Origin of the sequence: Flavobacterium sp. I3-2 (genome assembly GCF_013389595.1) — a bacterium.
GTDB lineage: Bacteria > Bacteroidota > Bacteroidia > Flavobacteriales > Flavobacteriaceae > Flavobacterium.
In genome coordinates, this window is record NZ_CP058306.1 from 21,477 (window position 1) to 35,346 (window position 13,870).

The following is a 13,870-nucleotide window of genomic DNA, read 5'->3' on the forward strand; positions in this document are numbered from 1 at the left end:
AACTATGAAATTTCAAAATTTAACTCCGATGTTATGGACCAAAAACTTGGAAGAAACCATAACTTTCTACATCACCATTTTAGGATTTACTTGTGGAGAATATAACAAAGATTGGAAATGGGCAGCCTTACATAAAGATGAAATCGAAATCATGTTGGCTTATCCGAATGAACACATGAATCAAGAAATTGGATTTTCAGGTTCCTTTTATTTTAAAGTTGATGAAGTTGAATCTTTATGGAACGACTTAAAAAATAAAACAACCGTAGTTTATGATTTAGAAACTTTTGAATGGGGAATGAAAGAATTTGCTATCAAAGATAATAACGGTTATTTGTTACAGTTTGGTCAAAACAAAGAAATTTAAACAATGGAAAATGCTAAAATAATTGCATCAGCACCTCGATTTTATGTCGAAAATATTGAAGATACTTTATCGTTTTACATAAATGAATTAGGTTTTAATTTAATTGATACTGTTCCTGGATTTTATGGCATGATTGAACGCGATAGTTTTCAAATTCATTTTGCAAAATTCAATACGCAGTTTTCAAATAAAAATCAATAGCAACATCTTATCTTATGGATTCCAGATATTTATTTATTTTGGGAAGAAATACAATCAAAAAAAATCAATATTATAGAAGAAATAACACTTAAACCTTACGGAAATAAGGAATTTATAATTGAAGATAATAACAAAAATATCATTACAATTTGTGATTAAAACACAACATTAAAATCAAATTTAATTCGATAATATTAAAATAAATATATTAATTTTGCAATCAAATTAAACTTAATTAAAATGGCAGGTACAAGAACATTTACAATGATTAAACCAGACGCTGTAGAAGCTGGAAGTATTGGTGGAATCTTAAACATGATTACTGAAGGTGGTTTCAGAATCGTTGCAATGAAATTAACTCAATTAACAGTTGCTGATGCAAAAAAATTCTACGAAGTTCACGCTGAGCGTCCATTCTACGGAGAATTAGTTGAATTCATGTCAAGAGGTCCAATCGTTGCTGCTATCTTAGAAAAAGATAACGCTGTTGAAGATTTCCGTACTTTAATCGGAGCTACTAACCCAGCTGATGCTGCAGAAGGAACAATCCGTAAAAAATACGCAAAATCAATCGGTGAAAACGCTGTTCACGGATCTGATTCTGATGAGAATGCAGAAATCGAAGCTGCTTTCCATTTCGCTGGAAGAGAGCAATTCTAATTAAAGAATTTCTTTAAAATATAAAAACCACGCTTTTCGCGTGGTTTTTTTTGTACATATTTCATTACAATGATTTCGTATTAAAATCGTTATCCAAATTAGTTTCGGGAATATTACTTATAACAGATTCATCCAAAACTTCAAAAGTATGTACACCTTGATCATGAAAAACACGAATTAATGTTTTTTTTCCGAATATAGAATTCCGTTTTATAATTACAAATTTTGAATCGTTCGAGAAACAAACACTACGTTCAATTCCCATATTATTGTAATACGTTATTTTAAATTTATTATCCGACAACGCACAATCTAAAAAGAATTTAGTTTTAAGGTAAGTCAACAAAATTCCAAAAGCAATAATAAATAGTGCATTAGCAAACGAGTTTTGTAAGGAAGGCGTGTATCCGAGAGGAATAAGAACAAAGATTAATAGTATGATGATAATCATTAAAAAATCTGCCCAAAAACTTCTTTTATATTTTCTATTAACTTTCATAGCAAAAACATATGATAATTAATTTCTAAAATAAACAATTAAAACTAATTTTCAAAGCTTTAGGTAAATAAAAAATCCATTCGAAATCGAATGGATTTGGATTTTAGTTTATTCCTAATAATTCTACTTCAAAAATTAAAGTACTATTCGGACCTATTTCTTTAGAAATTTGCTGTTCGCCATAAGCTAAATGAGCAGGTAAAAATAAACGATATTTACTTCCAACACTCATTAATTGTAAAGCTTCTGTCCAACCAGAAATCACTTTGTTCAATCCGAATGAAGCAGATTTTCCACGTTCAACTGAACTATCAAAAACTTCATTCTTAATATTATATCCGTGATAATGACAAGTAACTACATCAGTTGCCGAAGGTTTATCGCCAGTTGTTTCTGTAATAATTTCGTATTGCAATCCACTTGGTAACGAAATTACACCTTCGCGTTTTGCATTTTCAGCTAAAAAAGCATTTCCTTCGTTCAGATTTTTTTCAGCTAATTCTTTTTTCCTTTTAAATAAAATATCTGCTACACCCATTTTTTTAAACTTTTTACAAAAGTAAAACAATTTGATAGTAGTCAATAAAAAAGACGCCTAAAAAGCGTCTTAATTTCTATAAATCGTTTCAAGTTTAATTAAAAACTTCTCTTTTTACTGTGGTTATATCCCATCGGAACTTTTTGACCTTTTACTTGTTTTAATTGATTTTTCATCATTAAAATTTGGTCTTTCAGCATATTTTGTTTATCTAAAGCTTCTGCTTCTGCCATTAATTTACCACCTTCTGCTTGCTTATTTTTAGAAAACGCAATTCCGGCTAATTGAAGTTTCGTAACCGCCATATCAGCATCTTGATTCAAACCAAGTTCAACCGCACGTTTAAAATATTTTTCTGCTAAAGTTAAATTATCTTGCGCTACAACAATCCCATTTAAATAATTAAAATATCCGTTCTGTTTACGTAATAAAGCACCATCTGGATTTTTAATTTTAGCCAGCATCTTTTTAGCACCTTCCATGTCTTGCTTTCTTAATTTAAAAAGAGTCATGATAAGAATCTCATTTTTAAAATAAAACAACAATACAATCAAAGCAAGTAAAATAATGAAAATACCGTTTCCAATATTACGTTCTGTAAATTGCCAAATTGCTGTTGCTAATAATAAAACAGAGATAGCTAATTTAATATTCTTATGAAGCATAATTTTAAAGATTATTTTTATAATTTTGCAAATGTAAAAAATTCTTGTGAGCTTAAAAAACTTCGAATAGAAAACATAGTAAAGATTCTGAAATTTTTAGTTGATAAAAATCAACTTCAGAAATAAAATTTAATATTTTTCTAAAAAGGATTTGTAAGTAATAAAAGGAATTGTATATTTGCACTCGGTTTTGAAGCGACGCTTTCAAAGCTGACCTTAAGAAAATTTTATAAAGATTTAAAGATAAGAGCAATGAGTAAAAGAACGTTTCAACCATCGAAAAGAAAAAGAAGAAACAAACATGGTTTCATGGACAGAATGTCAACTCCTAACGGAAGAAAAGTGTTGGCTCGTAGAAGAGCAAAAGGAAGACACAAATTAACTGTTTCTTGCGAACCAAGACATAAAAAATAATGATTGAATAATCATAAATAAAGGCGTTACTATTATCTGTATCGCCTTTTTTTATACACTTTTTAAAATTATTTTAAGTAAATAATAATTTTAGAATCTTTATCTTTGCTAACATAATACAACTTCTATAGAAATGCCTAAAGATCTTTCAATTAAAACGGTTTTAATTATTGGTTCTGGACCAATCATCATCGGTCAAGCTTGTGAGTTTGACTATTCTGGATCACAATCTGCACGTTCATTAAGAGAAGAAGGAATTAAAGTTATCTTAATTAACTCGAATCCTGCTACGATTATGACCGACCCTAAAATGGCAGATCACGTTTACCTGAAACCATTAACTACAAAATCTATCATTGAGATTTTAACTGCTCACCCAGATATCGATGCAGTTTTACCTACAATGGGTGGACAAACCGCTTTAAATTTATGTTTAGAAGCAGATGAAAAAGGAATTTGGGAAGATTTTAATGTAAAATTAATCGGGGTTGACATCAACGCTATTAACGTAACTGAAGATCGTGAGCAATTCAAACAATTATTAAGTAGAATTGACATTCCGTTTGCTCCTGCAAAAACAGCAACTTCATTCTTAGAAGGAAAAGAAATTGCTCAGGAATTTGGTTTCCCATTAGTTATCCGTCCTTCATTTACTTTAGGAGGAACTGGAGCTGCTTTCGTACATAAAGAAGAAGATTTCGACGCTTTATTAACTCGCGGTTTAGAAGCTTCTCCAATTCACGAAGTTTTGATTGACAAAGCTTTATTAGGTTGGAAAGAATACGAATTAGAATTACTTCGCGACAAAAATGACAATGTAGTTATTATTTGTACGATTGAAAATATGGATGCAATGGGAATTCACACTGGTGATTCAATAACAGTTGCTCCGGCTATGACACTTTCTGACAGAACTTTCCAAAGAATGCGTGACATGGCAATTAAAATGATGCGTAGTATCGGAAACTTTGCTGGTGGATGTAACGTACAGTTTGCTGTTTCTCCAGACGAAAAAGAAGATATTGTAGCTATTGAAATCAACCCTCGTGTTTCTCGTTCTTCTGCTTTAGCATCAAAAGCGACAGGTTATCCAATTGCTAAAATCGCAAGTAAATTAGCTTTAGGATATAATTTAGATGAGTTACAAAATCAAATTACAAAATCAACTTCTGCTTTATTCGAGCCAACTTTAGATTATGTAATCGTTAAAATACCTCGTTGGAACTTTGATAAATTCGAAGGTGCAGATCGTACATTAGGTTTACAAATGAAATCTGTTGGTGAAGTAATGGGAATTGGACGTTCGTTCCAAGAAGCTTTACAAAAAGCAACGCAATCATTAGAAATCAAACGTAACGGAATTGGTGCCGACGGAAAAGGTTACACAAATTACGATCAAATTTTAGAGAAATTAGAATTTGCTTCTTGGGATCGTGTATTCGTAATTTACGATGCGATTGCATTGGGAATTCCATTATCTACAATTCATGATATCACTAAAATTGACATGTGGTATTTAAAGCAATACGAAGAAATGTACGCTTTAGAAAAAGAAGTTTCAAACTTCACTAAAGAAACGCTTTCAAAAGAATTGCTATTAGATGCTAAACAAAAAGGTTTTTCTGATAGACAAATCGCTCACATGTTAGGATGTTTAGAAAGTGAAGTTCACGCTTTACGTATGCAGAAAAACATCAATCGTGTTTATAAATTAGTTGATACTTGTGCTGCTGAATTCGTAGCGCAAACACCATACTACTACTCTACTTTCGAAGCTGAAATTCAAAAACCAGACGGAACTGTTTATGTTTCTAATGAAAGTAAAGTAACAGACAAGAAAAAAGTAATTGTTTTAGGTTCAGGACCAAACCGAATTGGACAAGGAATTGAATTTGATTATTCTTGTGTTCACGGAGTTATGGCTGCAGCCGAAATGGGTTATGAAACGATTATGATCAACTGTAATCCAGAAACGGTTTCTACCGATTTTGACACGGCTGATAAATTATATTTCGAACCGGTTTTCTGGGAACATATTTACGACATCATCCAACATGAAAAACCTGAAGGAGTTATCGTACAATTAGGTGGACAAACGGCTTTGAAATTAGCTGAAAAGTTAGAAAAATGGGGCGTTAAAATTTTAGGAACAAGCTTTGAAGCTTTAGATTTAGCTGAAGATCGCGGTCGTTTCTCAGAATTATTAACAGAACTGAATATTCCATTCCCTAGATTTGGAGTTGCAACATCTGCTGAAGAAGCATCTAAATTAGCAGACGAATTAGATTTCCCATTATTAGTACGTCCTTCGTACGTTTTAGGAGGTCAAGGAATGAAAATCGTAATCAACAAAAAAGAATTAGAAACTCACGTAATTGATTTATTAAAATCGATTCCTGGAAACAAACTTCTTTTAGACCATTATTTAGCTGGAGCAATCGAAGCTGAAGCGGATGCAATTTGTGATGGAGAAAACGTTTACATCATCGGAATTATGGAACACATCGAACCTTGTGGAGTTCACTCAGGAGATTCGAATGCAACTTTACCTCCGTTCAATTTAGGCGAATTCGTAATCCAACAAATTAAAGATCACACTAAGAAAATTGCAATTGCATTAAAAACTAAAGGTTTAATCAACATTCAATTTGCAATTAAAGACGATACGGTTTACATCATCGAAGCAAATCCACGCGCTTCTCGTACCGTTCCGTTCATTGCAAAAGCTTACGGAGAACCTTATGTAAATTACGCAACAAAAGTAATGTTAGGTGCAAAAGTTACTGACTTTACTTTCAATCCGCAATTAAAAGGATACGCAATCAAACAACCTGTTTTCTCATTCAATAAATTCCCTAAAGTAAACAAAGCCTTAGGACCAGAAATGAAATCAACAGGAGAAAGTATTTTATTCATCGATAGTTTAAAAGACGATGCTTTCTACGAATTATACTCAAGACGAAAAATGTATTTAAGTAAATAATACATTTTCAAAATACTAAAAACCTCGAAATTTTCTTTCGAGGTTTTTTTGTACATTTAAATTAAAATGAAAAAACGAATCTTAATTATACTATTTCTTATTCATTCAGCAATATTTGCTCAAAATCCACAAACCACATTTCATGGGATTTTCGAAACAAATCACAATGATCCTGATTATAAATACACCAATTACAACAAATTTCATTTTAATGGAAAAGGACATGTTTTGATTAATGATACCATTTCCGGTATTTTTATAGAAGACAAAAACAAACTTTATATCGCCAGTCAAATTCAATTTTTCTTTTTTAAAATCGAATCTAATAAAATTGTAAGATTTGACGAATTTGATAATAATTTGAATTATTTTAAAAAGAATCAAACCCAAGATTCAACCTTATTTGATTCTTCAAAAGTTAATGCTAAATTGTTATATGAATATATTTCGTATGAATATGACTTAAAAAACTTTGAAAGCAACCTTCTGATGTTTACTGAAAATGAAACGTACTTACCTAAAATGCAATCTCTTTGCAAATCTGGTCTTGATATTGCTTGCGAATCTTATATTGAAGGAATAAGAATGAATCAACTTAGAGATGCATTTGCAAACAATACCGAATTTGAGTTCAAACAGAATACAGAAATAGAAAACATCTGCATTCTTTATGCAAAATTTAATCCTGGAAAAGCTTATTATCAACTAAGTATTTATTACGCATCAATAAAAAACAACGAAAAAGCCAAACACTATTTTGAACTTGCTAAGCTAAATGCAGATTCTTTTTTAACAAAACAATTAATTAAATTAGAAAACATTATCAAATAAACTTCATTCTTAAAGAACAAAATGTTGTGAGCTACTTTACATTTTAGATTAAAAAGTAAAGTATTGCAAATAAATTAAAAAAAGTAACCTTAAATTTGAACAAAAATAAATAAAATCAACAAATCTTTAATTTATGAATTTCAAATTAGTTTTATTTAGTTTCATCGGATTTACGTGTTACGCTCAAAACATTTCAAACAACATCAACGGTTATTTTAAAAACACTAAAAAAGACAACTTATATTCCAGTATTCATTTTAATGGTGATGGACATGCAATTATTAACGACGCCTATCCAGCCGAATATTTTGTTCAAGACGATTTGCTTTATGTTTTTCCGGACAAAAGTGTTTTTATTTTTGAAATTGAGAAGAATAAAATCAAAGGAATTTCAAATTGGGTTGACAAACAAACTTTTAAAGAAACATCAGTTCCTGCAAACGATGAATATGAAATCTTTTTTGAAACTTACAACATAAATCCGATTTTACTACAACAATTCTATTCTTACAATTACACCGAAAAAACAGACGAAATTTCTTGGTTTGCCTTTGAAAAACCCGAAGAATATTTAAACGAAATGCAAAAACTTTGTGATCAAGGTTTAACATCGGCTTGCGGTGCATTGTTTGGAATGAAATATATTGAAGCAACAGGCGGTTTTGAAAATCTGTTTGAAAATCAACAAATATCAGAAAACAAAGACCTTGAAAAAATTGCACAAAAGATGATTAGTTTAGAAGATGGCAGAGGTTATGCTCTTTTAGGTTCTTATTTTTTAGCATTAGGAAAAATAGAAAAAGCAAAAGAAATACTTACAGAAGGTTCTGAAAAAAGGAATCAACAAGCGACACTAACTTTATTTGAATTAGAAGTTAATGAAAGCTTAAATGAAACCGTAATCGAAGAAAACTAAAACATTAACACAGTAATAATTTTATTCTATTTTTGAGTATATTTACGTAACAATCAAAAAAATAAAAGCATGAATTTTTCAGAAAAAATGTTACGAGATAATGCACTCTCAGATAAAGTTATTATTGTTACTGGTGGCGGTAGTGGTTTAGGTAAATCAATGACAACTTATTTTTTAGAGCTTGGTGCCAAGGTTGCTATTACATCTAGAGATATCGAAAAACTAACCAAGACTGCCAAAGAACTTGAAGAGAAAACAGATGGAACTTGCTTAGCAATTGCGTGTGATGTTCGTCATTACGACCAAGTTGAAAATATGCTTCAAAGTGTGATTGACGCTTTTGGAAAAGTAGATATTTTAGTTAACAATGCAGCCGGAAATTTTATATCGCCGACAGAACGTCTTTCTGCAAATGCTTTTGATACGATAATCGACATTGTTTTAAAAGGAAGCAAAAATTGCACGTTAGCTTTAGGTAAACATTGGATCGATACCAAACAAACCAATAAAAACGTTTTAAATATTGTTACTACTTACGCTTGGACAGGTTCTGGTTATGTTGTTCCATCAGCTACTGCAAAAGCTGGTGTTTTAGCTATGACAAGAAGTTTAGCAGTTGAATGGGCAAAATATGGCATACGAATGAACGCGATTGCGCCTGGACCATTTCCTACAGCAGGTGCTTGGGATAGACTTTTACCTGGCGATTTAAAAGACAAATTCGACATTACAAAACGTGTTCCATTACGTAGAGTTGGAGACCATCAAGAATTAGCCAATTTAGCTGCATATTTAGTTTCTGATTTTTCGGCTTACATCAATGGAGAAGTAGTAACTATCGATGGTGGCGAATGGCTTCAGGGTGCAGGCGAGTTTAATATGCTCGAAAAAATTCCAACAGAAATGTGGGATATGCTTGAAGCAATGATCAAACAAAAAAAGAACAGCTAAAATACTTCTAGAGTTTGAATTACAACAAATTAAAACCTTTAAGAGTTTGTAATTATCTCAAAACATAACATTTAGCAAATTGTTAATAATTTAGATTTCTTAAACTCATAAAATATCGTATTTTTACATTTCTAAATTTTATAGATACAAATGGGTAAAATCATAGCTGTTGCCAATCAAAAAGGTGGAGTTGGTAAAACAACCACTTCTGTTAACTTAGCTGCATCATTAGGTGCTTTAGAAAAAAAGGTATTATTAATCGATGCCGATCCACAGGCCAATGCTACATCTGGCTTAGGAATCGATGTTGAAGCTGTTGAATATGGAACCTATCAAATTTTAGAGCATTCGGTAACACCTGAAGAAGCTTCTTTAGAATGTACAGCTCCGAATGTTCATTTAATTCCTGCTCATATCGATTTAGTTGCGATTGAAATTGAATTAGTAGATAAAGAAAATAGAGAATATATGCTTAAACAAGCATTAGCTGAAATAAAAGAACAATACGACTATATCATTATCGATTGTGCTCCGTCTTTAGGTCTATTAACATTAAATGCTTTAACAGCTGCTGATTCAGTTGTTATTCCAATTCAATGTGAATATTTTGCACTTGAAGGACTTGGTAAACTTTTGAATACTATTAAGAGTGTTCAAAAAATTCACAATCCTGAATTAGACATCGAAGGATTACTTCTTACGATGTATGATTCACGTTTACGTTTATCAAACCAAGTGGTTGAAGAAGTTCAAAAACATTTTAACGATATGGTATTTGAAACGGTTATTCAACGTAACGTTAAATTAAGTGAAGCACCTTCTTTCGGAGAAAGCATTATCAATTACGACGCAACAAGTAAAGGTGCTACAAATTATTTAAATTTAGCACAAGAAATAATTAACAAAAACGCCAACTAAATATGGCCAAAGCATTAAAAAAACAAGCTTTAGGAAGAGGACTTTCAGCATTATTGAAAGATCCTGAAAACGATATTAAATCTGTAGAAGATACAAATGCTGATAAAGTTGTTGGAAACATAATTGAATTAGAACTTGATTCTATCGAAATAAATCCGTTTCAGCCTAGAACAAATTTTAATGAAGAAACATTAAAAGAATTAGCAACTTCTATTAGAGAATTAGGTGTTATTCAACCAATCACAGTAAGAAAAACAGACTTTAATAAATATCAATTAATTTCTGGAGAGCGTCGTTTACGTGCATCAAAACTAGCTGGATTAACAACCATTCCAGCTTATATACGTATTGCCAACGATAATGAATCGCTAGTAATGGCGTTGGTTGAGAACATTCAACGACACGATTTAGATCCGATTGAGGTTGCTTTATCGTACCAACGATTAATTGACGAAATTCAATTAACTCAGGAACAAATGAGTGAACGCGTGGGAAAAAAACGTTCAACCATTACTAATTACCTTCGTTTATTAAAACTAGATCCGATCATTCAAACAGGAATTAGAGATGGTTTTATTACAATGGGACACGGTAGAGCTTTAATTAATATTGAAGATCAGGATGCACAAACAGATATTTATCAAAAAATTATTTTAGAAAATTTATCTGTACGTGAAACTGAAGCTTTAGTAAAAGCATATCACGAAGGAACGCCTGAAAACAACGAAAAAGAAGCTCCAAAAAAGAAATTTTCTTATACCATTTCAGAAACACAAAAGAAAGTTTTCACAGATTTCTTTGGTGCTAAAGTAGATGTCAAAATTGCTGCAAATGGTAAAGGTAAAATCAATGTACCGTTCCATTCTGCAGAAGATTTAGAACGTATTCTTAAATTATTAGAAAAATAGTGCAAAAAGTAATTTGTTTTTTTATTATCAGCTTATTTTGTTATGGCGTTTGTTCTGCTCAAGAAGCGGATAGTTTAAAGCTAAAAACAAACACCTTGACCAAACAAGCAATTGATCCGTTATCGCCAGCTAAGGCAGCATTTTATTCTGCTGTTGTTCCTGGATTGGGTCAAGTTTACAATAAAAGTTATTGGAAAGTACCCATTGTTTATGCTGGAATCGGAACAGGAATTTATTTTTACGTTGATAATCAAAAGAAATACCTAGATTACAGAAATGAATACAAGAGAAGACTTCAAGGAATTCATGATGCTAATGATCCAAAATTTGGTCGTTTAGATAATGACCGTTTGATTAGAGGCCAACGGTATCATCAAAAAAACAGAGATTTATCACTGGTAATTACCATAGCAATTTACGCTTTAAACATTGTTGACGCCAATGTAGATGCACATTTACAACAATTTAATGTAGATGATGATTTAAGTTTCAGACCTTCTATTCAATATAATGAATTCAATGGAACCTACCAATTTGGTGCTCAATTAACTTTTAAATTTTAAAAAATGAAAATAGCATTATTAGGCTATGGTAAAATGGGCAAAGAAATTGAGAAAATTGCCTTAACTCGTGGCCATCAAATAATCCTAAAAAAAACAAGCAATACCAACTTTGACGGTCTTGAAAATGCTGATGTAGCTATCGATTTTAGTTTACCTTCGACTGCGATAGAAAATATTTCGACTTGCTTTAATATAAACATTCCAGTTGTTTCTGGAACAACAGGTTGGTTAGAAAGTTATCCTGAAATAACTGCTTTATGTCAATCTAAAAACGGAGCATTTCTTTACGCTTCTAATTTCAGTGTTGGTGTAAATATTTTCTTTGAACTGAATAATCATCTAGCTAAACTGATGGCTAAATTGAACAATTATAAAGTTTCAATGGAAGAAATTCATCACACTCAAAAACTTGACGCACCTTCAGGAACCGCTATTTCATTAGCAAATGGAATCATCGAAAACTCGCGTTACAAAAATTGGACACTTGAAAATCCAAATGAAACTGATATTTTAATCGATGCCAAACGCATTGCAAATATTCCTGGAACACACAGCGTTTTTTATCGTTCAGAAGTAGATGAAATAGAAATTAAACACGAAGCTTTTTCTAGAGAAGGTTTTGCTTTAGGAGCTGTGATTGCTGCTGAATGGATCGCTAACAAAAAAGGAATTTATTCAATGAAAGATGTCTTGAATTTAGGTTAAATCAAAATAATCTTTTACTTTCGTTTATCAAAAAACATAAAATATGGCATTAACAGAATTGTTGATTATTTTTTTAATTATACAAGTAATTCACTTTTTAGGAACTTGGAAACTTTATATAAAAGCTGGTAGAAAACCTCTTGAAGCTGCAATACCAATTTACAACGCAATTGTTTTAATGAAAATCATAAACCGACCGACTTGGTGGGTAATTTTGTTATTTATTCCGGTTGTAAACTTAATTATGTTTCCGGTAGTTTGGGTTGAAACTTTAAGAAGTTTTGGTAAAAATTCAACCTTAGATACCATTTTAGGAGTTGTTACTTTTGGATTTTATATTTATGTTGTAAACTATGTTCAGGACGTAAAATACATCAAAGACAGAAGTTTAAAACCTAAGACTGAAACAGGAGAAACCATAAGTTCAATTTTATTTGCAGTTGTAGTTGCTACAATTATTCATACTTATATTATTCAACCGTTTACCATTCCGACATCGTCATTAGAAAAAACACTTTTAGTCGGAGATTTTTTATTTGTAAGTAAAGTAAATTACGGAGCAAGAACGCCTAAAACACCTGTAGCTTTTCCGATGGTTCATGATACCATTCCTTTTATTAATAAAAAATCATATTTAAGCTCGATACAAATACCAAACTTCCGCTTTCCAGGATTTGAAAAACCTGCTCATAACGATATTATGGTTTTCAACTGGCCAACAGATACAATTCCATATTTTGGATATAGAGGTACGGAACGTTTTGATAAACCAATTGATAAAAAATCGAACTATGTAAAAAGAACCGTTGGATTACCAGGAGATAATCTTCAGATTAAAGATGGAATTGTATATATCGATGGAAAAGAACTAGACTTAGGTGATCGTGCAAAAATTCAGTTTTATTATACTGTTTATTCAGACAAAGGAGTTGATTTGAATTATTTTGCAAATTTAGGCTATAATGAATTCATGTCTACTTATATCGCAAGTTTCACTAACCAAAGGCAAATAGAAGCTATTGAACCTTATGTTAGAGATGCAAAAAAACAAGACAATGGAACTTTTATTATCAAAACGATGGGATTACCTGCAAGTGTAATTCAAAACAATCAAATTCCGTTACAAGCTGTTTTAGACAAAGAAGTTTTAATCAACTTAACAGCTAACGATGTTGAATATTTAAAAAGTCAAAACGTTTTTGATTCTATCGTAAAATACGAACTTCCAAATGAAGGAACACGTATTTTCCCACATAATAGACCAGGTTGGACTGGAGATAATTTAGGTCCTATTCATATTCCAGCAAAAGGAGAAACGGTTCAATTAACATTGGATAATCTTCCGATGTACAAAGGAATTATTAAAGAATACGAAAATAACGAACTAAAAGTAGAAAACGGAAAAATATTGATAAACGGAAACGAAACAAATTCGTACACTTTTAATCAAGATTATTACTATATGATGGGAGATAACCGTCATAATTCTGAAGACAGTCGTTATTGGGGATTTGTACCACAAGATCATATCGTTGGTAAACCAGTATTCGTTTGGATGAGTTTAGACCAAAATGTTCCTTGGGGAAAATTCTTTGATAAAGTTCGTTGGGAAAGATTATTCACAACCGTTCATGGAACAGGAACTCCTTATTCGTTCTTTATTTACTTTGTGATTTTAATGGGAATTTGGGGTGTTTATTCTTTTGTGAAATACAGAAAGAAAAAGAAAGATAGTTTTAAATACTAAAATC

16 protein-coding genes are annotated in these 13,870 nt (G+C 31.3%); 13 read left to right on the forward strand and 3 right to left on the reverse strand.

What is annotated here, in order from left to right; genetic code table 11:
• Nucleotides 1-4 precede the first annotated feature (4 nt).
• The 3 genes from HW119_RS00130 to HW119_RS00140 all read left to right on the forward strand — a co-directional run bounded on the left by HW119_RS00130 (nucleotide 5) and on the right by HW119_RS00140 (nucleotide 1,228).
• Nucleotides 5-367, forward strand: coding sequence for a VOC family protein (locus HW119_RS00130; RefSeq protein ID WP_177760628.1), 363 nt, complete (start codon nucleotides 5-7; stop codon nucleotides 365-367).
• A 3-nt stretch (nucleotides 368-370) separates the two neighbouring features.
• Nucleotides 371-568, forward strand: a complete 198-nt coding sequence (locus HW119_RS00135) for a hypothetical protein (protein WP_177760630.1) — start codon at nucleotides 371-373, stop codon at nucleotides 566-568.
• 240 nt (nucleotides 569-808) lie between these two features.
• Complete coding sequence (locus HW119_RS00140; RefSeq protein WP_163430291.1) at nucleotides 809-1,228, forward strand: nucleoside-diphosphate kinase; 420 nt, start codon at nucleotides 809-811, stop codon at nucleotides 1,226-1,228.
• A gap of 64 nt (nucleotides 1,229-1,292) precedes the next feature.
• Here HW119_RS00140 and HW119_RS00145 read toward each other — a convergent pair whose 3' ends face one another.
• The 3 genes from HW119_RS00145 to HW119_RS00155 all read right to left on the reverse strand — a co-directional run bounded on the left by HW119_RS00145 (nucleotide 1,293) and on the right by HW119_RS00155 (nucleotide 2,930).
• Nucleotides 1,293-1,727 (reverse strand): hypothetical protein, encoded by a 435-nt coding sequence (locus tag HW119_RS00145; RefSeq protein ID WP_177760632.1) that lies wholly within the window; start codon nucleotides 1,725-1,727, stop codon nucleotides 1,293-1,295.
• 103 nt (nucleotides 1,728-1,830) lie between these two features.
• On the reverse strand, nucleotides 1,831-2,265 hold the full coding sequence (locus tag HW119_RS00150) for an FKBP-type peptidyl-prolyl cis-trans isomerase (RefSeq protein ID WP_177760634.1): 435 nt from the start codon (nucleotides 2,263-2,265) through the stop codon (nucleotides 1,831-1,833).
• 98 nt (nucleotides 2,266-2,363) lie between these two features.
• On the reverse strand, nucleotides 2,364-2,930 hold the full coding sequence (locus HW119_RS00155) for a DUF2892 domain-containing protein (protein ID WP_177760636.1): 567 nt from the start codon (nucleotides 2,928-2,930) through the stop codon (nucleotides 2,364-2,366).
• A 252-nt stretch (nucleotides 2,931-3,182) separates the two neighbouring features.
• Here HW119_RS00155 and rpmH point away from each other — a divergent pair, with 252 nt between their 5' ends.
• The 10 genes from rpmH (at nucleotide 3,183) to lepB (ending at nucleotide 13,866) form a co-directional block, all read left to right on the forward strand.
• A complete protein-coding gene (gene rpmH, locus HW119_RS00160; RefSeq protein WP_035665819.1) occupies nucleotides 3,183-3,344 on the forward strand; it encodes a 50S ribosomal protein L34 in 162 nt (53 codons plus the stop codon).
• Nucleotides 3,345-3,477: 133 nt separating this feature from the next.
• On the forward strand, nucleotides 3,478-6,327 hold the full coding sequence (gene carB / locus HW119_RS00165; protein ID WP_177760645.1) for a carbamoyl-phosphate synthase large subunit: 2,850 nt from the start codon (nucleotides 3,478-3,480) through the stop codon (nucleotides 6,325-6,327).
• A 66-nt stretch (nucleotides 6,328-6,393) separates the two neighbouring features.
• Nucleotides 6,394-7,158, forward strand: coding sequence for a hypothetical protein (locus tag HW119_RS00170; RefSeq protein ID WP_177760647.1), 765 nt, complete (start codon nucleotides 6,394-6,396; stop codon nucleotides 7,156-7,158).
• Between the two features lie 133 nt (nucleotides 7,159-7,291).
• Nucleotides 7,292-8,074, forward strand: a complete 783-nt coding sequence (locus HW119_RS00175; protein WP_177760649.1) for a hypothetical protein — start codon at nucleotides 7,292-7,294, stop codon at nucleotides 8,072-8,074.
• A 69-nt stretch (nucleotides 8,075-8,143) separates the two neighbouring features.
• On the forward strand, nucleotides 8,144-9,025 hold the full coding sequence (locus HW119_RS00180) for an SDR family oxidoreductase (protein ID WP_177760652.1): 882 nt from the start codon (nucleotides 8,144-8,146) through the stop codon (nucleotides 9,023-9,025).
• Nucleotides 9,026-9,175: 150 nt separating this feature from the next.
• A complete protein-coding gene (locus HW119_RS00185; protein WP_177760654.1) occupies nucleotides 9,176-9,943 on the forward strand; it encodes a ParA family protein in 768 nt (255 codons plus the stop codon).
• Nucleotides 9,944-9,945: 2 nt separating this feature from the next.
• On the forward strand, nucleotides 9,946-10,851 hold the full coding sequence (locus tag HW119_RS00190) for a ParB/RepB/Spo0J family partition protein (RefSeq protein WP_177760656.1): 906 nt from the start codon (nucleotides 9,946-9,948) through the stop codon (nucleotides 10,849-10,851).
• Complete coding sequence (locus tag HW119_RS00195; RefSeq protein WP_410503964.1) at nucleotides 10,851-11,414, forward strand: DUF5683 domain-containing protein; 564 nt, start codon at nucleotides 10,851-10,853, stop codon at nucleotides 11,412-11,414. The genes HW119_RS00190 and HW119_RS00195 overlap by 1 nt, the downstream gene beginning before the upstream one ends.
• 3 nt (nucleotides 11,415-11,417) lie before the next feature.
• Nucleotides 11,418-12,119 carry a 4-hydroxy-tetrahydrodipicolinate reductase gene (dapB, locus tag HW119_RS00200; RefSeq protein ID WP_177760658.1) on the forward strand — a complete coding sequence of 234 codons (702 nt, stop codon included), beginning with the start codon at nucleotides 11,418-11,420 and terminating at the stop codon, nucleotides 12,117-12,119.
• 43 nt (nucleotides 12,120-12,162) lie between these two features.
• Nucleotides 12,163-13,866, forward strand: coding sequence for a signal peptidase I (gene lepB, locus HW119_RS00205; protein ID WP_177760660.1), 1,704 nt, complete (start codon nucleotides 12,163-12,165; stop codon nucleotides 13,864-13,866).
• Nucleotides 13,867-13,870: the final 4 nt, after the last annotated feature.